The sequence below is a fragment of the Neolewinella xylanilytica genome (assembly GCF_002934605.1).
Classification (GTDB): Bacteria; Bacteroidota; Bacteroidia; order Chitinophagales; family Saprospiraceae; genus Neolewinella; species Neolewinella xylanilytica.
In genome coordinates this window covers 1,240,678-1,259,818 of record NZ_PTJC01000006.1, presented here as the reverse complement: position 1 = coordinate 1,259,818, position 19,141 = coordinate 1,240,678, and the positions used below count along the sequence as shown (strand labels likewise).

General features: G+C 60.6%; 16 protein-coding genes. 9 read left to right on the top strand and 7 right to left on the bottom strand.

All coding sequences use genetic code 11. The features are described from left to right. Positions 1 to 2 precede the first annotated feature (2 nt). Genes kdpC through CLV84_RS14575 form a run of 4 tightly spaced genes read left to right on the top strand, consistent with a single transcriptional unit; the run spans position 3 to position 4,623 of the window. Complete coding sequence (gene kdpC / locus CLV84_RS14590; RefSeq protein ID WP_104420512.1) at positions 3 to 587, top strand: potassium-transporting ATPase subunit KdpC; 585 nt, start codon at positions 3 to 5, stop codon at positions 585 to 587. After that, the gene (locus CLV84_RS14585) at positions 556 to 1,719 is read left to right on the top strand and encodes an outer membrane beta-barrel protein (protein ID WP_104420511.1); all 1,164 of its coding nucleotides are present in this window, start codon (positions 556 to 558) and stop codon (positions 1,717 to 1,719) included. Before kdpC ends, CLV84_RS14585 begins: the two co-directional genes overlap by 32 nt. An 18-nt stretch (positions 1,720 to 1,737) precedes the next feature. Beyond that, positions 1,738 to 2,850 carry a histidine kinase gene (locus tag CLV84_RS14580; RefSeq protein ID WP_104420510.1) on the top strand — a complete coding sequence of 371 codons (1,113 nt, stop codon included), beginning with the start codon at positions 1,738 to 1,740 and terminating at the stop codon, positions 2,848 to 2,850. A gap of 3 nt (positions 2,851 to 2,853) precedes the next feature. Next, the gene (locus tag CLV84_RS14575) at positions 2,854 to 4,623 is read left to right on the top strand and encodes a sensor histidine kinase (RefSeq protein ID WP_104420509.1); all 1,770 of its coding nucleotides are present in this window, start codon (positions 2,854 to 2,856) and stop codon (positions 4,621 to 4,623) included. A gap of 94 nt (positions 4,624 to 4,717) precedes the next feature. On the opposite strand, the gene CLV84_RS14570 is transcribed toward CLV84_RS14575, so the two are convergent. Both CLV84_RS14570 and CLV84_RS14565 read right to left on the bottom strand, forming a co-directional pair. Further along, positions 4,718 to 5,401: a potassium channel family protein gene (locus CLV84_RS14570; RefSeq protein WP_104420508.1), complete on the bottom strand. Its 684-nt coding sequence runs from the start codon at positions 5,399 to 5,401 to the stop codon at positions 4,718 to 4,720. A gap of 6 nt (positions 5,402 to 5,407) precedes the next feature. Beyond that, positions 5,408 to 7,156 carry a TrkH family potassium uptake protein gene (locus CLV84_RS14565; RefSeq protein WP_104420507.1) on the bottom strand — a complete coding sequence of 583 codons (1,749 nt, stop codon included), beginning with the start codon at positions 7,154 to 7,156 and terminating at the stop codon, positions 5,408 to 5,410. 490 nt (positions 7,157 to 7,646) lie between these two features. Between CLV84_RS14565 and CLV84_RS14560 the strand changes: the two genes are divergently transcribed. Further along, positions 7,647 to 10,022: a GH92 family glycosyl hydrolase gene (locus CLV84_RS14560; RefSeq protein ID WP_104420506.1), complete on the top strand. Its 2,376-nt coding sequence runs from the start codon at positions 7,647 to 7,649 to the stop codon at positions 10,020 to 10,022. A gap of 868 nt (positions 10,023 to 10,890) precedes the next feature. On the opposite strand, the gene CLV84_RS14550 is transcribed toward CLV84_RS14560, so the two are convergent. Both CLV84_RS14550 and CLV84_RS14545 read right to left on the bottom strand, forming a co-directional pair. Continuing rightward, positions 10,891 to 13,071, bottom strand: coding sequence for a cation:proton antiporter (locus CLV84_RS14550; RefSeq protein WP_104420504.1), 2,181 nt, complete (start codon positions 13,069 to 13,071; stop codon positions 10,891 to 10,893). A gap of 187 nt (positions 13,072 to 13,258) precedes the next feature. After that, positions 13,259 to 13,630 (bottom strand): hypothetical protein, encoded by a 372-nt coding sequence (locus CLV84_RS14545; RefSeq protein WP_104420503.1) that lies wholly within the window; start codon positions 13,628 to 13,630, stop codon positions 13,259 to 13,261. A gap of 62 nt (positions 13,631 to 13,692) precedes the next feature. On the opposite strand from CLV84_RS14545, the gene CLV84_RS14540 reads away from it, so the two are divergent. Next, a complete protein-coding gene (locus CLV84_RS14540; RefSeq protein ID WP_104420502.1) occupies positions 13,693 to 14,040 on the top strand; it encodes a DoxX family protein in 348 nt (115 codons plus the stop codon). Here the strand turns inward: CLV84_RS14540 and CLV84_RS14535 are convergent. After that, positions 14,035 to 14,412 (bottom strand): DoxX family protein, encoded by a 378-nt coding sequence (locus CLV84_RS14535; RefSeq protein WP_104420501.1) that lies wholly within the window; start codon positions 14,410 to 14,412, stop codon positions 14,035 to 14,037. The two genes, CLV84_RS14540 and CLV84_RS14535, sit on opposite strands and share 6 nt — an antisense overlap. Positions 14,413 to 14,554: 142 nt before the next feature. Beyond that, entirely contained in the window at positions 14,555 to 15,850 is a 1,296-nt protein-coding gene (locus CLV84_RS14530) for a TrkH family potassium uptake protein (protein WP_170067716.1), read from the bottom strand. Between the two features lie 183 nt (positions 15,851 to 16,033). Between CLV84_RS14530 and CLV84_RS14525 the strand changes: the two genes are divergently transcribed. Both CLV84_RS14525 and CLV84_RS14520 read left to right on the top strand, forming a co-directional pair. Then, positions 16,034 to 16,879 (top strand): bacteriorhodopsin, encoded by an 846-nt coding sequence (locus CLV84_RS14525; RefSeq protein WP_104420499.1) that lies wholly within the window; start codon positions 16,034 to 16,036, stop codon positions 16,877 to 16,879. A 17-nt stretch (positions 16,880 to 16,896) separates the two neighbouring features. Beyond that, on the top strand, positions 16,897 to 17,727 hold the full coding sequence (locus CLV84_RS14520) for a Brp/Blh family beta-carotene 15,15'-dioxygenase (protein WP_170067715.1): 831 nt from the start codon (positions 16,897 to 16,899) through the stop codon (positions 17,725 to 17,727). Positions 17,728 to 17,758: 31 nt separating this feature from the next. Here the strand turns inward: CLV84_RS14520 and CLV84_RS14515 are convergent, their stop codons facing one another. Beyond that, positions 17,759 to 18,451: an SDR family NAD(P)-dependent oxidoreductase gene (locus CLV84_RS14515; RefSeq protein ID WP_104420497.1), complete on the bottom strand. Its 693-nt coding sequence runs from the start codon at positions 18,449 to 18,451 to the stop codon at positions 17,759 to 17,761. A gap of 69 nt (positions 18,452 to 18,520) precedes the next feature. On the opposite strand from CLV84_RS14515, the gene CLV84_RS14510 reads away from it, so the two are divergent. Further along, entirely contained in the window at positions 18,521 to 18,931 is a 411-nt protein-coding gene (locus CLV84_RS14510) for an OsmC family protein (RefSeq protein WP_104420496.1), read from the top strand. Positions 18,932 to 19,141: the final 210 nt, after the last annotated feature.

Here is a 19,141-nt window from a genome sequence, read left to right as displayed (position 1 = left end):
GCATGCCCTACGCATTAAGATACCTCCTGCTTTCCCTGCTCACGATGGCCCTGCTGGGCGTCCTCTATCCCCTGGCCATGGTCGGCGTGGGCAAGCTCATCGCTCCCCACGCCGCGGCCGGTAAACCCATCTACCGGGGCGAGGTGCTGGTCGGCTACGAAAACATCGGCCAGGCCTTCACTTCCGACCGCTACATCTGGGGGCGGCCCAGCGCGGTCGACTACGACGCCTCCGCCACCGGCGGCAGCAACTACGGCAACCAACATCCCGATTTGCTGGCGGCTATGGAATCCCGGGCGGAAACCCTGCTGGCCGCCCACCCCGGGCTGACCCGGGAGGAAATTCCGGTGGAGCTGCTGACCGCCTCGGGTTCCGGACTGGACCCCCACATCACCGAGCGGGCCGCGCTGCTGCAGGCCGGACGGGTAGCCGGGGCACGTGGCCTGGATCCCCAGGACGTGGCCCAATTGATCCACGAACAGCGGCAGACGGCCCTGCTGGGGCTATTCGGGCCGGACGGCGTGGTCAACGTGCTGCAACTCAATCTTGCCCTCGATGCCCTCGATCAGTCGGTCGGTGCCCAGTAACTCCCGTAACTTCTTCCCCGTGCATACCGCTTCCTGCCTCCCGGTACTTGCCTTCCTCCTGCTATGCTCCGTAGCCGGGCGGGCCCAGACCGCCGCTCCGGATAGTACCGCCCACCAACTGGCCGTAAGCCTGTACGTGGACGCCTACTACGCCACGTACAGCGGCGCGGCCGGCGATCCCTACGTCGCCTACACTACCGTTGGCACCCGCGATAACGCCCTGGGGCTGAACGTCGCCCAACTCGGCCTACACTACACCCACGACCGGCTGCGGGGAAACTTCACCTGCCACGTCGGCGATATTGCCGGAGCCACCTGGTCGCCGGCATTCCCCCAGGTGCAGGAAGCCAACGTGGGGGTACGCCTGGCGGGCGACTGGTGGTTCGACGCGGGTTTTTTCCGCACCCACGTCGGCACGGAAAGCTTCTTGCCGAAAAACAACCTGCTCAGTTCCACCGCCTATGCCACCTACAACGAGCCCTTTTACCAGGGGGGCGTCCGGCTGAGTTATGCCCCCGCCCCGGAGTGGACGCTGGAAGCCTGGCTGCTCAACGGATATAACCAGTTTGTCGACGGCAACCGCGCCAAGTCGGTCGGGCTGCTGGTCAGCTACGCGCCGACCGACAACGCCTCCCTCACCTACACCAACCTGCTGGGCAAGGAAGCGGCCGCGGGTACGGACCGGTTCCGGGTCTACCAAAACGTGTACTGGAACCAAGTCTGGGGTGACCGGTTTACCAGCATCCTGGGTTTCGACCTGGGCACCCAGGCGAACAGCGACCTGGTGGAATCCGATAAATCGGCCGTCCTCTACACCGCCCTGCTCACCCTGCGGTACAGCTTCGACGAACACTGGAGCGTGACCACCCGCGGGGAGCACTTCAACGACGAGAGCGGCTTCATCAGCGGCACCATCCCGACCCGCGGCGGCGGGGTTGCCGGCGCCAAACTGACGGCCGTCACCCTGGGTGCCGAATACCGGCCCTCGCCGCTGGCCTATCTGCGGGCCGAGGGCCGTTACACCCATGCGGCCGACCGGCTGCTGTTCGATACGGGCGAAGCCTCCGCGGATCGCCGTTGGGAACTGTTACTCACCTTCGGTATCGACCTCGACCGCCGATTCGCGTTCTAGGAGCAGCCCGTTCATACCATGCCGGACCACCCCACCACCGATTTCGACCGCCTGATCCGCCGCGCGCGCCGGGGCCGGCTCAAGGTGTATATCGGCATGATCGCCGGCGTAGGAAAAACGTACCGGATGTTGCAGGAGGCGCACGCGCTGCTGACCAAGGGGGTGGATGTACGGATCGGGGAAGTGGTTACCCACGGCCGGGCCGAAACCGAAGCCCTAGTGGCGGGCATCCCCGTAATCCCGCCCAGGGAAGTCTTCTACAAATCCAAAAAACTGCGCGAACTGGATTTGGAAGCCATCCTGGCGGCCAAACCCGAGGTAGTGCTCGTCGACGAACTGGCGCACACCAACGTACCGGGCAGTCGCCACGACAAGCGGTGGCGCGACGTGCTTGACCTCATCGACGCCGGCATCAACGTGATCACCGCCTTCAACGTGCAGCACCTCGAAAGCCTCCACGAGCGGGTCCACGAAATCACCGGTGTGGAGATCCAGGAGTCCATCCCCGACCACTTCCTGGAGAACGCCGACGAGGTAGTCAACATTGACCTGCCGGCGGAAGAATTGATCCAGCGGTTAAGGGACGGCAAGATCTACCGGCCGGAGCGGGTTGCCTACGCCCTGGACAATTTCTTCCGCGCGGATAAGATCCTTCACCTGCGCGACCTGGCCCTGCGCAAGGTGGCCCAGCGGGTGGAACACAAGATCACGGCCACGAGCGGACATCCGCTTCCGCCGGAGAAATTCATGGCCTGTATCAGTACGAATTACGCGGGCGGCAAGAAGATCCTGCGTAAGGCCGCCCGCCTCAGTACCCACTACCAGGCGGAGTGGGTGGCGCTCTACGTACAGACCGGCCGGGAAGACACCGTCCGCATCGACCTGGCGCTACAGCGTAAGCTTCTGGATAACCTCCGGTGGGCGGCCGAGCAGGGGGCCACGGTCATCAAACGTAGGGGGGAGGACGTGCCCGCGGTGATTCGCGCCGTTACGGAGTCGGAGCGCATCACCACCCTGGTGATCGGGAAGCCACGTTCCACGATCTTCAAGACCCTAATGGGGAAGAACCACTTCAAGAACCTGCTGGCGGCGCTGGAAGATACCGACGTCGACATCGTAATCGTCTCCTGAGCCATGACGCTGAAGAAAAAGATCGCCTTACTGCTGCTGGGCTTACTGCTGATCATCGTGGCGGCCATCGGCCTGAGCGGCTACTTCCTTAACCGGTTGGCCGAGAACAGCCACAGCGTCGTCCAGGACAACTACCGCACCCTCCTGTACGTGGAGCGGATGGGGCAGTCGCTGGATTCATTGCTGTTGCCGAATTCCACTGCACCTGCGGTCCCCGCCCCCCTCCTTTCGCTGGAACGCGTCGCCACCCGCCAGCTCGCCAACGCTACTGAAACCGGTGAAGTCACCCTTAACCGGGAGCTGGACCGCCAGCTGCGCGAGCTGCGGACCCTCGTCGAACTCGGGGCTGACGGTGAAGTGCTGCAGGGAGTCTTATTTTCCCTCAAACGTACCCTAAACCGGATTTACGCCATCAACGCGCGGGCGGTGGAGGCCCGCAACGATCAGGCGGTGCGGGCGGCCGACGATGCCTTGCTGTACTCCTCCCTCTTTGCCGGGGTTTCCGTTCTGGTGATCCTGCTCTACCTGCTCCAGCTACCTGCCTACCTGACCAAGCCCATTCGAGTGGTCAGCGAACGGATGCGCTCCATCGCCGCCGGAAATTACGCCGTCACGATCGAGGAAGAGCGGGAGGATGAATTCCGCGACATGGCCCGGGCCTTCAACTCCATGGCCCAGCGGCTGCACTACTTCGAGCGGAGCAACCTGGCCCAGCTCATCGTGGAGCGCAACCGGCTCGGCGCCGTGGCCGACCACTTCGATATCCCGATACTGGGGGTATCCGAAGCCGGCACCGTCCTGTTTGCGAATGCCCCCATGCTGGAGATTATCCGGCGGGAGAAAACGGAGGTGATCGGTCAGCCCCTGGCGGACATTACCCGCCACAACGACCTACTCGCCGAGCTGACGACGACCGACGTGGACCGGCAGGCCCCCGACCGGCGCATCCTGACCATCGTGGTCGATAACGAGGAGCGCCTGTACTCCCCCCGGGCCGTCACCGTGGTGACTGACGTGGAAGGGCTTACCCAACCCACCCGCGACCGCTTCTATATCCTCAACGACATTACCGACTTCACGCGCAAGGACCTGCTGAAGACCCAGTTTATGTCCACCCTCAGTCATGAGCTGAAAACCCCTATCGCGGCCATCGAAATGGGCACTGATTTGCTTAAAAGCAAGCGAGTGGGCAGCATGAACGAAGAACAGCGGGCCTACGTGGACACCATCGAAGACAGCGCGGGCCGCGTCCGCCGCATGATCGACGAACTGCTCGACTTATCGCGCATCGAGGCCGGTACCATCGAACTGAACCAGGAAGTGACCCGAGTCGCCGATCTGTTGCGCGACGCCCGGGAGACCGTTTTGCCCTTCGTGAAGGATAAGCAGATCGACCTGAAGGTGGAAGTCGCCCCGACGGTCCCCGCCATCCGGGTGGACGTTCACAAGCTGCTCTGGGCGGTCAACAACCTGCTGACCAACGCGATCCGCTACACGGAGCGCGGCGGCCGGATCCTGCTACGGGCCTTTCCGGTGGCCGGCGGTTCCCGGGTACGGATCGAGGTAACGGACTTCGGCCCCGGTATTGAAAAGAAGGATCAGCAGCGGGTCTTCGAAAAATTCGTCCGCCTCGACCGCAACGAACAGGAGGGGACGGGACTCGGCCTGGCGATTTCCAAGGAATTCGTCGAAACCATGGGCGGAAGCATCGGCGTGGAATCGGAGGCAGGGAGCGGGGCGACGTTTTTCCTGGAGGTGCTCGTAGCCAGGTAGAACGAACCGATAATCCGGGCGCCGGAGCGCGGGTGAACCGTCCGTAGCCAACCGGAACGCCGTTACCGACCGTCGCGCCCCTCGATGCCCGCCATCACTCGTTCGTGAACCGGCGCAGATCCCGCTTCGCGCCGAAGATGACGACGATGTCCCCTTCCTCGAGTAGCACGTTGGGACCGGCCACGCCCTGAACGGTGTCTTCCTGACGTTTTTTGCCCAGTAGCGCCTTCACCTCGGTGCGTTTAATGGTCGTCAGCACCAGCAAGTTGAACTTGTTGCGGAACTCGATCTCCCCGATCCGTTTGCCCACGAGCTCTTCCGGCACCTTCACTTCCACGATGCTGAAGTCCTCACTCAGCTCGAAGGAGTCCACCACGTTGGTCATGCAGAGCTTCTTGGCCCATCGCTCCGCGGTTTCTTCTTCGGGGTGCACGATCTCGTCCACGCCGATCGCTTCCAGCACGCGTTGGTGCAGGGGGTTGATGGCCCGGCTGATCAGGCGCTTGGCCTGGAGGTTCTTAAACAGGGCCGTGGCCATGATATTGGCACCCTGGTTTTCGCCGATGGCGATGACCACCACGTCCGTATCGCGCAGGGGGAGACCGGAAACGGTGATTTCGTCCATGGCATCGATACGGATGGTGTGCGAAAGCTTTTCCTTGTACAGGTCCACCTTCGTCATGCTGTTGTCAATGCCGATGACCTCGTGACCGAGGGCCGTTAATTTTTCGCCCAGGGAGGAGCCGAAATTCCCCAGGCCTACGATGATGTACTTCATTTCGTGCTAGTTGATCGTTAATTCCTCCGTGGGGTACCGATAGTTCTTGTGCCGGGTTTTGCGGAAGGTGGCGATGAGAATGGACAACATGCTCACCCGACCGATGAACATGACCGCGATGATGACCAGCTTGCTTTGGGCCGACAACTGCCCCGTGATACCCAGGCTCAGCCCCACCGTACTGTAGGCCGAAAAGCACTCGAAGCCGATGTTGATCAAGTTTTTCTCCGGGTCGAAGATCGCGATGAGCAGGATCGCCAGTCCGATGACCAGCAGGGAAAGCGAGATGGTGGCGAAGGCCCGTTTGACGGAGATACCGGCGATCTCCCGTCGGAACACCTCGATCCTTTCCTTGCCCTTCGCCAGGCTGAAAAAGTTGAGAACGGCGATCGCGATCGTGCTGGTCTTGATGCCGCCGCCGGTGGAGGCCGGCGAGGCACCGATCCACATCAGCAGGTAAGTCAGCATGACGGTCGGAAAGGTGAGGGCCGTCATGTCGACGGTATTGAAGCCGGCGGTTCGAGGAGTGGCACCTCCGAAAAGCGCCGTCACTACTTTACCGAAGGGAGTGCGATCGGCCAGGGTCGCGTCGTACTCCAAAATAAAGTATGCCAGAAACCCGATCGTAAATAAGCTGGCGGTGGTGACCAGGTTGATCCGGCTGTTGAGATTCAGCAGCCACGGCCGGTGGCGAACGGGATCGGTGCGGCGAAAGAGCAGTTGCGCCAGCTTATAGCGGAAATACTTCAGCAAATTCACCACGATGGGAAAGCCGAGTCCGCCGAGCACGAAGGTGGCGATGATGATCAGCTGCATGCCGTAATTGACCCGAAAGGGCTCCTCGTACAGGCCATTGCTCAGGGTGGAGAAACCCGCGTTGCAGAAGGCCGAAACTGCGTGAAAGACGGAAAAATAGGCCCGCTCGACGAAGGAGGGAAACGTTCCGCCCCCCAAACTCAGAAAGATAAAAAAGGCGGAGACCGCCTCCACGGTCAGGGTGATCAGGAGGATTTGCTTCAGGGTTTGGAAGACTTCGCCGATCTTGTCGGAATTCGTCATCTCGCTGATCGTAAGCTGGTTCTCGTAGGTCGAGGCCCCCTTGAAGAAGTAACTGAAGTAGCTGGCGAAGGTGAGGATACCGAGTCCGCCCACCTGAATCAGAACTAAAATGATCGACTGCCCGAAGCGGGTGAAAAAAGTGGCGGTATCCACTACGATCAGCCCGGTCACGCAGACCGCGCTGGTGGAGGTGAACAGGGCGTCCAGGAAGGAGATCGGCTGGTTGGCGGCGTTGGGCAACATTAGCAGCAGGCTACCGGTGAAAATGATCGCCAAAAAGCTGAAAATGAAGAGCTGGGCCGGGTTCAGATACGTCTGGTTCAGGCTAAGCCGCAGCGAAAAGAACTCCCGGAAAAAGGTGAGGATCACCGCGGCGACCACCCAAACGGGGTTCTCCAGGATCAGGTCGGTTTCGAAGGCCTGGCCAACGAAGAGGTACATGTAGAATATGTACAAAGTATAGCCCACGGACAGCGCATCGAAGGCAAACACCCGTCGCTGGAGCAGGCTGCTGTTGCCGAAGTAGCGGAAGAAGGTACTGGCCAGTCCGAGGGCAATCACCAGGAAGTAAAAGCCGTCGAAGATCTGCTGGGTGAGCCGGGTCTGGTCGAATCCGAAGTCGACTACGAAGGCGGCTACGCCGAGGAGGCTGGCCCAGAGGGCGGTGCGGTAAAGGAATTGCCGGTTGAAGTGCATACGATCGGCGCAAAACTACACAATGCCGGGCCGATCGTTTCTCCCGCGCTCCGTCGCCCCGATGGTTAACCGCAGTGCAATCCGCCGCACGAAACCATTCGTAGCCCGGCATACCCCGTAGCCGCCGCTCCCGGCTGTGGTCGAAGGCTAGGAAGCCCTGACAACCGAGGATGCGCTGTCAGAAGCGGTGGAGTGGCTGGAGGCTACACCTACGAACCGGGGTAACCGACCCCGCTCCCCTTTGCTGCCGCGGAGGTGGGCCTGACGGCGTCCGGAGCTGTCGTCCGATCGCCACCGATGGTGCATCGACACCGGGGTGGATAATCCGGCCATCTCTATGAACAGGTCGCGCGGGGCTCGATCGCCGCTCTCCTTTCCGACGGAAGCGGGTGACCGGCTACGGGCCCGTTTCCTATTTTGCTGTCCCCTATCGGCTTCGCTTGGGGTGTTTACGCTTTCTGTCAGTGCTTCCCGTCCTAAACATCAGATCATGAAATTTTCCGTTACCGTAAATCTACTGGTCCTGGGTTGGCTGCTGGTTGCTTCGGAATCCCGCGCCCAGCGTCTACTGCAGTACGTTAACCCCGACATCGGCACCGCCCACAGCCGCTGGTTCTTTTACACCCCGGCGGCGGTACCCTACGGCATGGCCAAGCTGGCGCCCGCCACCAACGCCCACTACGGCAACGCTTCCGGCTGGGAAGCCGTGGGCTACGACACCCGGCAAAACTCCATCGAGGGCTTCGTCCACTTCCACGAGTGGCAGGTGGGCGGGGTGAGTTTTATGCCCACGACCGGCGAATTGCAGGTAACGCCCGGCGACCTGGAGGATCCCGACGGCGGCTACCGCTCCCGCTTCGACCGTGCCAACCAGGTGGCCGAACCCGGCTACTACCGCGTGCGGCTCGACGATTACGCCATCACGGCCGAGCTAACGGCCACCAAGCGGGTGGGCTTTCACCGGTACACCTTTCCGGCGAGCGACCAGGCCCACGTCCTGCTCGACATCGGCAACGTCCAGGGGGAAAGCGGCGAGGTGGTCGACGCCAGCGTCCGCATGGTGGACGCCACCCACGTGGAAGGCTTTGTAAGCACCTACCCGAAATACGTGCATACGTACGACCCCGGGGGCCGGGTGAATATGTATTTCTTCGGTGAGATCAGCAAGGCGCCAGACAGCGTGGACGCCTTCACCGCCGCGGGTACCCAGTCCGGTACGGATACGGCCACCGGCAAGGGTGCCGGCCTGGCCCTGAACTACGCAACCGCGGCGGGGGAAACGATCGAGCTGAAGGTCGGCCTCTCCTACACCTCCGTGGCCAATGCCAAAGCCAATCTGCTGGCCGAGGCCCCTACCCTCACCTTCGACGGGGCGCGTACCGCCGCCCAGGCTACCTGGGAGCGGGAACTGGGCAAGATCCGGGTCGAAAGTCCCGACGAGGAGGACAAGACCAAGTTTTACACCGGCCTGTTTCACGCCCTGCTGGGGCGCGGCGTCGCCAGCGACGTCAACGGCGCCTATCCGCGGCACGGCGGCCAAACGGGTCAGTTGCCGGAAGGCGGTCCCGGCGCCGGTTTCGAGTTTATGAATACCGACGCCATCTGGGGCGGCTTCTGGAATATCACCCAGCTCTGGGCCCTGTCGTACCCCGAGTGGTACGGCAACTACGTGAATACCCAGCTCCAGGTCTACCGGGATAAGGGCTGGTTTGCCGACGGACTTGCCAACAGCGAATACGTGTCGGGGGTCGGCACCAATTTCGTGGGACTTGCCGTGGCGGCCGCCTACCAGGCCGGCATCCGCAACTACGACGTGGATTTGGCGTACGAGGCCGTGCGCGCCAACGAGCTCCACTGGCGCAACCGCGATTTCGGCTCGGGGAAGATGGACGTAAAGGCCTTTACCGACTACGGCTACGTCCCTTTCAAGCAGGAATACGAGCAATACGAAGGCGAATGGTTCCGGACGGATTCGACCGGCGCCTACTTCGCCAACTCCCACACCTTGGAGTACAGCTTCAGCGCATTCGCCGCCGCCCAGATGGCGAAGTCGCTGGGCAAGGAAGATGATTACGCACGGCTGATCCAGCTTTCCGACGGCTGGCAAAAGATCCTGAATCCGGAAAACCAGCTCATGCAGCCCCGGCTGGCCGACGGTAGCTTCGCGGAAAACTTCGACCCCTACCAGCCGTGGCGCGGTTTCCAGGAGGGCAATGCCATGCAGTACACCTTCTACGTGCCGCACAACCCGGCCGGCCTGGTTGCCGCCCTCGGGCGGGAGACCTTCAACGATCGCCTCGATAGCATCTTCACGGCCTCCGCGAAAACGGATTTCGGCGGTGGCAAGGAGATCGACGCCTTCGCCGGCATAAAGGCCATCTACAACCACGGCAACCAGCCCTGCCTGCACATCAGCTGGCTGTTCAATTTCTCGGGCAAGCCGTGGCTCACGCAAAAGTGGACCCGCCAGATCTGCGACACCTTTTACGGCACCGAGCCCATCCACGGCTATGGCTACGGCCAGGACGAGGACCAGGGGCAGCTCGGCGCGTGGTACGTGCTCTCCTCGCTGGGCCTGTTCGACGTGAAGGGCTTCACCGACGCCCGGCCCATCGTGCAGCTGGGTAGCCCGCTGTTCCCCAAGGCCACCATTCAACTAGGCAACCGAAAAACGCTGGTCATCGAGGCCCAAAACACCTCGCAGGAAAACGTCTACGTGCAGTCGGCCGAGCTGAACGGTGAGCCGCTGGAAAACTGCTGGCTGTACCGCGACGAACTGATGCAGGGGGGAAGGCTCGTATTCACAATGGGCAGCCAGCCTAATAAAAACTGGGGGATTGAGACGCCACCGCCTTCGGTGCAGTAGGAGCTAGGCCCGGTTATAGATCACTTTAGGTCGTACGGCCGCTCTACCCCGCCTCTGATACACCCGTGTTTCCACTCGCATTTTTTTGCCGGCGGTACGGGCAGTTTTTGCCGCGGAAGTCTACCCCGGGTACATTCCACCCGTTTCCTTCTCGCCAATACGCTCGGCAAATGCCGATAGCCTGCTCGTTTCAGGATCGTGTTCGGCGCGCGGGCTTCCTCACCCTTAGGTTCCAACTTTCTTAACTGCTTACGCGAATGAAAAACCATGTCCTTTTTCTGCTGATTTGCTGGAGTCTTTCTGGTGCTGCTTGGGTCAGGAAGGGACACCGCAATTTCTCTACGGCAACCAACTCCGGCTCATCTTTCCAGGGTTAGAGCAATACGTGGAGTTGCCCGTAGGCCGTAGTCTGGTAGTCCGGTCGGAAATAGCGCTGAATCTGGGTTATGTCAAAAGGACCTTCGGCCAGAAAGTGAGTGGATTTGGCCTGGTCCTGGCGGGAACGGTGAGCCCACGGTGGTACTACAACTACAACAAGCGATTCGTACGGGGGAAGTCGGTGTACCGCAACAGCGCGAATTTTCTTACCGTACGATCTACCTTCCTCCCGGGATTCCTCATCGGAAAGTCTAATGGCGCGCTCAGGCCGATGACGGGTTTTACCGTTATTCCGAGCTGGGGGTTGAGAAGGCCGCTGGGCAAATTAATCCTGGAGGCTTCCGCGGGTCTGGGCTTCAGACGAACCGCACCAAAAGGGGAAAGTAAAACGTCGGGTGGCGGGTTTGATTTGAGGGTACAGATTGGCTTTTGAGTCGGTCTGTCGGGGCATTTACCGAGGCACCCGTGATTCTTATACCCTGACGCCAGCTTACCCCCCCACCGGCCCCAAAATCGGGCCCGGGTCACCCCCTCGCTTACGCAGCCGGTCGGACAATGACTTCCCTACCCCCCGGAAGTGGCGCAGCGGAGCCGTAAACGACGGGTCCTTCAGGTTGGTCGTAAGGGTATCGACCACGCATTCCTGCATCGGGTAGATCAGGATGAAGCTGTTGGTCGTGAAGTACTTGTTGAGGTAGCCGGGGATCTTGCGCATACTCCGGTGGTAGGATGGACTATCCTCGCGGCTCATTACGAGGATGAGGTTGTCATCGACGGTGAAGTCGCGGGAGAGGATCAGGAAGTCGTCCCAGTCGGCAAAGTCCACGAAAACGGCGTCGATGGGGAGCTGGACGTTCCGTTCCCGGATCAGCTCCAGGGTATCCAGGGTGCCGTAGAAGACCATCCGGGCCCCGCTGTTTTTGGCGATGTTCCAGAGCCGGTCGAGGCAGACCTCGTAGCCCTGCTCTTCTTCGGCCCGCTCGGGGAAGATCACCAGGTGGCGCTTGATGGTCGCGAACGGCTGGACGGGCTTGTAGATCAACGTGGTGGTGTTACAGCGGGATAGAATACCTTCCGTCAGGTTACCCAGGAAGGAGCGGGAAATTCCCTTCCCGACGTGGAGACCGAGAATGAGATCGCTGATGCGGTTTTCGCGTACCACGCTGGTGATGGCGTTGGACACGTTGAGGTCGTAGCGCAGCAGTTCGACCATTTCGTGGTCGGCACCGGAAGCCGTGGTGATGGCTTTGTTCAGCACTTTCCTGGCGCGGGATTCGGACACCGTATCCTGCAGGTCCTGCTCGATCACGCTCAGGGCATAGAGTTGGCCGCGGGTTTTGGGCTTGAGGGTTACGCCGAGGTTGATCAGTTCCTCGGCGGTGTCGCGGTTGCTGACCGGAATCAGGATGCGTTCGGTGGCTTCCTCCTCGACTTCCGGGGTTTCCGCTTCCTCAAGCGCCAGCACCTTCGCCGCCCCCCGCTGGGCGACTAGGGAGGCCACCGTGCAGGTTACCAGGATCATGAGAATCGTCCCGTTCAGCACGTTTTCGTTCAGTAGTCGAATCGGCTCTCCGCCGGCGGCCGTGCCAATCACGGTATTGTAGCCCACCAGTACCGCCGCCAGCGTGGCTGCCGCCTGGGCGTTGCTCAGTCCGAAGATGAGGCTACGCTCGTCCGCGGTGTAGCCGTAGGTTTGCTGGGTAAGCCAGGCGGCAATGTATTTCGTACCGATCGCGACGACGGTCATGACCGCCGCGACCCGGATGGTGTTCAGGTCCTGGATGAAGGCCCGGTAATCGATCAGCATCCCCACCCCGATCAGGAAGAAGGGGATGAAGATGGCGTTACCGACGAATTCGATGCGGTTCATCAGCGGACTCGTCAGGGGAATCAGCCGGTTCAGGGCCAGGCCCGCGAGGAAGGCCCCGATGATCGGCTCGATCCCGGCCAGCTCCGCCAGTACCGCGCCGAGGAAGACCATCGCCAGTACGAAGACGTACTGGGTCACCCCGTCGTCGAAACGCTTGAGAAACCAGCGCCCGATAACCGGAAAGCCGAACAGCACCACGAGCCCGAACACTAGAATGCTTAGGGTGAGGCGCACCCAGAACTCCACGCCCACCTCCCCGGTGGTCATACCGACGATCACCGCCAGCACCAGCAGCGCCAGCGTATCGGTGATCACCGTCCCGCCAACCGTGATATTCACCGCCCGGTTCTTCGCCACGCCCATCCGGCTGATCATCGGGTACGCGATCAGGGTGTGCGAGGCGAACATGCTGGCGAGCAGCACGGCCGTCGGCCAGCTGAAGCCAAGTACGTAGACCCCGGCCGCGGTACCGACCGCCATGGGGATGAGGAAGGTGTAGAGCCCGAAAACCGCGCTTTTCGTACTGTTTTTCTTGAAGTCGGCCAAGTCGATCTCCAGTCCGGCCAGGAACATGATGTACAGGAGCCCGGCGGTGCCCGACAGGATGATGCCGCTGTCGCGTTCCATCAGGTTCAGCCCGTGGGGGCCGATGACGGCCCCGGCAACAATAAGTCCCAGCAATTGGGGAACCCGAATGCGGTTCAGCAGTAAAGGAGCCAGCAAAATCGTAAGCAGAATCAGCAGAAACTTGACGACCGGATCGGTCAGGGGGAGCGATAACTCCAGTGCATTCAGCAGCATTACGGGCAAACCATTAGGTGACAACAGGGCCAATCCCGTGGCGACGGTCGCGCGATAGGTTTCCTATGGCATTAGTAGTAAAACACTCCCGTTGAATGGCTTGCTCGAAGGAACCGAGGTTAAATTTTCCCGGATTGTTTCTCCTGCGCCCCGTCGCCCGCAAACCCCCGCCCCTGCGGGCGATCCCCTACCCGATCAGGGAAGGCTTCCGCAGCAGGGTCCCGAGGTAGATCATCGCCCCGATCGTGAGGGCCGGCAGGGGCACGTCGCCTAACATCAGCTCCGCTACGAAGATGCCGCCGATGTAGGAGCAGAAGAGGAAGAAACCGAAATTACTGGTCCGTGGCACCCAGTACAGCACGACGATGGCCATCTCGATGAGTCCGATCGGGATGGCGTAGTCGTCCATGCCCAGCGCCTGCAGGAGGAGGTGGATCTCGGTATTGGGAAAGAATTTGGTTACCCCCGAAGCCAGAACCCCCAGCGAAGGCAGCAGCGAGAGGATGTACCCTAGCAAGCGTCGGGTGCGGCCGATTCCCTTTTCGTGTATGGCAAACATTGCAGTAGATATTTTATTAGGTCGGGGGCTCCCGGGACGACCACGCTCCTAAACCTTCCCGTATGGCGTTTGCGACCCTGGCCACCTTTTTTTCGGCCATTTCTTTTTTAGGCTTCGGCATCAGTTGCCAGACGTCGGACTACATGAAGCGGGAGTTTATCCGCTATGGCTACGACCGCGAGCGACCGCTCACCGGCTACCTGCAGATTCTCGGCGGCATCGGTCTCATCGCGGGGTACTACGTTTCGCCCCCGCTGGCTATGGCCGCAGCGGCCGGCCTCAGTCTGATGATGGCCTACGGCTTCGGCGTACGGATGTACATTCGCGATACGCTGTTGCAGGCCACGCCGGCCTTTCTGTACGCCGCCCTGAATGGCTACCTGGCGCTGCATTACGCCGGCCTCCTATAACGGGTTGGCCGGCACGAAGGCAATGATGAGGCAAAGCACCAGGAACAGCGCGGCCGGGAACGATTTAAACAGCGGATCGCTGATCTTGACGTGCATCAGTACGGAACCGGTGAGCATGGCCGCCAGTCCGATCGCCGCGTAAAAGCGAAGTTCCGGCACCCAGATCGCCACGAGGAGCAGTACCGCCAGCACCACCTTGATGAAGCCCACCACGTAGACCGACCAGACCGGCAGCCCGTAGGCCTGAAATTCCTCCACGATCGTAGTGGCGTTACCGCCCCGCCACTTGGTGTTTTTTGTCGGCTGCACCAGCCAGACGTTGAGGATACTGAGGCCGACGATAAGTTGTAAGGCGATAATGAGGTAGTCCATTAGCTGTAGTTTTGTTATGGGTGAGGAGGGAAAGCCCGAGGGCGGAACACGAGACCGCCGATCCGGTTTTTGCGGGAACCACCCGTGCGATGCCTCAGCGAACATGGAAGGGTCTTTTTGCGCCGGAGCGCGGGTGAAAAGATTAGCCTTCAATGGCGATGTCCCCGTCGTCCCCGTCCCCGGAATCCGCATGCTCCGCCGAATTCGGGGAATGCCCCAGTACGGCCATGATGACGGAAAGCGTGCCCAGTCGGCCCAGTATCATAAGTGCAATCAACAAGACCTTGCCTCCCGCGTCCACTTCCCCGGTGGCCCCCAGCGACAACCCCACCGTACCCAGGGCCGATACCACCTCGAAGATCGGCGCGAAGGTCGCGTCCGGCGTGCCCACCAGCAGCGCGAACCCCGCCACCAGGACCAGGATCAGGTTGACCACGAGCAGGGCCATCGCCAGGTGTACGCGTTTTTGGGAAAGTCGGGCGCCGAGTAGCACAATGTCCTTTTTTCGGCGTACCACCGCGACCAAATAGGCGAAGGCCGTGGCGGCCGTAGTATTCTTAATGCCGCCGCCGGTACCGGAAGGTGAGGCCCCGATGAACATGAAGATGGTCAGCAGGAAGGTACTGGCCATACTGAGCCGATCGATCGGTACGGTGCTGAAGCCGGTGGTCGACACCGTGCTGATGGCCTGAAAGGCACCCGCCATCAGCCCCAGGTCCACTTCCCCGCCGGTGTTGAAGTAAGGGTCGTAGAACATCAGGGTAGCGGTGACCCCCACGAGGCTCACCGCCATAACCAGAAAAATGGCACGGGTGGAAACGCCCAGTCGCTTGGTGTGGCCAAGCAGGCGGTCGTAGACGTCGACGAAGAAAAGAAAGCCGAAGGAGCCGGCCAGACTGAGCGCCGAGACCGTCAGGTTGACGGAAACATTGTCCGTAAATCCGTGCAGGCTACTGTCGAAAAGGTGGAGCCCGGCGGTACAGAAGGCACTCACCGCGATGAAGATGCCCTTCCACACCGGCAGCTCCTCCCCGTGGGCGGAAAAGGCGACGGACAGGATCACCGCGCCGATCGCCTCACAGGCCAGGGTGAACCCAAGCAACTTGATGAGGAAGCTCCGGTGGTCGGAACCGCGGGGAACGGTGTAGTCGCTCTCGACCATCTCCTCCTTCTCTTCGTCTTCCCGGCTTTTCAGCCCGTAGTGACTCTCTAACAGCAGCCAGCCCGCCAGCGACATGTAGCCGATCCCCCCGATCTGTAAAAGCAGGAGGATCACGATCTCCCCGGCGAAGGAATAGCTGTCGGCCACGTTGATCGTAGTGAGCCCCGTCGTAGTAAGCGCCGAAGTGGCCGTGAACAGGTGGTCGATAACGGCCGAACCGCCGGAATGAAACACCGGAAGGTTCAACAATATCCACCCGAGAGCCAGCAGGGTCAAATAGCCGCAGAGTAGCTTTTGCAGGGGGGTCAGCCGGTGAAACAACCTGATCATCACGGCCCTAAGCGGCGAAGCTGGAATTTGGTTGCGAGAAGCGGCCATTTTCGCTTACCGGTTGGATAACAAGGTTTTACCGCAACAAAAATCGCGCTCCGCGATTTAAACCGCAAAACCACTACAACCATGGAGCAGCTAGGAAACGCGAATTTCGAAAACTACATCGCCCTACGGGACGGCATCTCAGAAATGGCCTACCAAATGGTGGCCCACTGTCTGACGCTGGGGTACGCCGTTATGTTGGCGGCCTTGCTCTACTTCGTACTCACGACGAAGTATGTAGCCCCGAAGTACCGCATCTCCTCCATCCTTTCCGGCGTGGTGATGGTGTCGGCCTTCCTTTTGTTGTACGTCCAGTCGGTAAACTGGAACAACACCTTCAATTTTGACCCCGAGAGCGGCATGTACATCCTGGGCGTCGGCGACGATCTGTTCAACAACGGCTATCGCTACCTGAATTGGCTGATCGACGTACCGATGCTGCTGTTTCAGATTCTCTTCGTGATCACGCTAACCAAGAGTAGTTTCTCGAGTATCCGCAACCAGTTCTGGTTTTCCGGGGTACTGATGATCGTGACGGGCTACATCGGACAGTTCTACGAAGTGAGCAACCTGACGGCGTTTTTCGTCTGGGGGGCCATTTCCACGGTGTTCTTCTTCCACGTACTTTGGGTGATGAATAAGGTGATCAAGGAGGGCAAGGAAGGCTTGTCGGAGCCGGCCCGAAAGGTGCTGAACCAGATTTGGATTCTCTTCCTGGTATCCTGGTTCCTCTACCCCGGCGCCTACCTGATGCCGCATCTGCTGGGTATCGAGGGCGGATTCTACAACGAGACCGGTATCGTGGCCCGGCAAATGACCTACACCGTAGCCGATATCAGTTCCAAGGTGATCTACGGTATTCTACTGACGCAGCTGGCGCAGATCCTCAGTCGCGAACAGGGTTACGACTTCGCTTCCATCCATAAGTGATGGAACCACACGGGGCTATGGGCACCACACTTTCCTGGATCGTCCGCGGGCTTTCCCTCGTAGCGATTGCGGTGGCTCCGGCTACCGACGGCCCAACCGTGGCCCTGATCCTGCTGGCAATGGGTATACCCCACGGTGCGGCCGACCACCTGATCTTCCGCAGTCGGCAACCGGCCGGGGCTCCCTTCGTGGCGGCGGGGTTCGTCCTGTATTACCTCGGTGTCGTGACGGCTTACACCCTCCTCTGGTGGTGGCTGCCCGGCCTGGCCCTGATCGGCTTTTTGGGTATGTCGGTATACCACTTCGGGCAACCCGACGGAGGTCCGCTCCCCAGCCGCCTGCTGTGGGGCTGTTTCGTACTGGGCTTCCCCGTTTTTTACCATTACCCCGAGGCCGAGCCCATTGTCAGCGGTATGATCGGTTGGCAGTTGCGCCTTCCGGCGTGGACGCAACTGGCCGTGCCGGCGGTACTCGTCGCCGGAAACCTGGCCGTAGCGACCTACCGATGGCAGCCGCGGCGGTTGATCGATCTGGCCGTGCTCACCGTGATTTACCTGACGGCCGACTTACTGCTTGGCTTCGCGATCTTCTTTCTCCTGTGGCATTCCCTACCCGCCCTGATCCAGCAGTGGCAGTATTTGCGCCGGCACCGGTTGACGGGCGGCTGGTCGAATTACATTTGGCAGTTGCTACCGTTGACCGTCGGTGCATTCGCGTCGATGGCCATCGCCTATGTTCTGATGGATCAGCGGGGTGGATATGCTCCCGATCTCAGTCTGCTGTTCATCATGGTGAGCCTGATCACGCTACCGCACGCCATTCTCGTGGACCGCATTTACCGGTCGTGAATCCCTGGCACCCGCGCTCCGGCGCCCCCATTTACCAGCTCACCGGATTGCCGTCCTGAAAGAATCCCCCCGTCGGGCCGTCGTCGGGAATGGTGACCGCCCAGACGATGCTAGCCGCGCCCTCCTCGGCGCTGCGGGGTGCCTCCGCTCCGCCCATGTCGGTACGCGCCCAGCCGGGGCAGACGGCGTTGACGAGGATCTTGTCGTCCGCCATATCCGCGGCCATCTTCAGGGTGAGCATGTTGAGGCCGACTTTCGTGATGGCGTAGGCGGGCGTTCCCGGCCAGGACTCGACAAAGGAGCCGCTCGAGCTAGAGACGTTGACGATGCGGCCGCCCCCACCCTTGCGGATCAGGGGATAGAGCGCCTTGCTGAGGCGCCAGGGGCCGAGGGTATTCACCGTGAAGGCCTCCTGGACTACGCCAAAGTCGGCGTTGAGGGTATTCTGGTAAGTATCGTAGTGAATGCCGGCGTTGTTGACCAGGATGTCGATGGTGCCGTGCTCCTCCCGTAGATATTCGGTGAATTCGGCGATACTCTGGCCGTCGGCTACGTCGAGTTGGTGGTACATCACGTCCAGACGCTGATCCCGGAAGGCGTCGGCTACTTCCTTTCCGTGCTCCGTCCGGCTGGTCAAAATGACGCGCATTTCCTTCCGGGCGAGTTGGCGAACCACTTCTTTGCCGAGCCCCCGGTTGGCTCCGCTTACTACTGCAATCTTCATGGGCCCAAGGTAACGGCTACGAACAAAAACGGGGCTGCGCAATTACAGCTACGTATCAAACAACTTAACATGAAACGTACCGCAACCGCCGTATGGCAAGGATCCGTCAAAGAAGGATCGGGCCACCTGACCACGAAAAGCACCGTGCTCGAGCACACTTCCTACTCCTACAAAAGCCGCTTTGAAAACGGCAAGGGAACCAATCCGGAAGAACTCATCGCCGCGGCCCACGCCGGCTGCTTCACTATGGCCCTAAGCGCCAAACTGGGCGAAGCCGGCTACACGGCCACGGAGCTCGACACTGACTGCGCCGTAGACTTCCAGGACCAGACCATCGTCGAAAGCCACCTAACCGTTACCGCCAAGGTGGACGGCATCGAAAAGGATGAATTCGACAAGATCATCAACGACGCCAAGGTAAACTGCCCGATATCCAAAGTATTGGACACCAACATTACCCTGGAGTATACCCTCAATTGACGCTACGATCCGGATGGGTCAACAAAAGGAAAGCCCCTCGTCAGCAATGGCGGGGGGCTTTTTTGGATCCGGTGAGTAGCCGGACCTGATATAACAGTAAATGTTAGGATCTGACGTAAAGCGGCCCGTAGGTGATTTACTTGTTCCTACTTATATATGTCGGTAGAAGGCCAGGTTGTTCGAATAGGGGCTCGCGCCACGGTCCTCCCT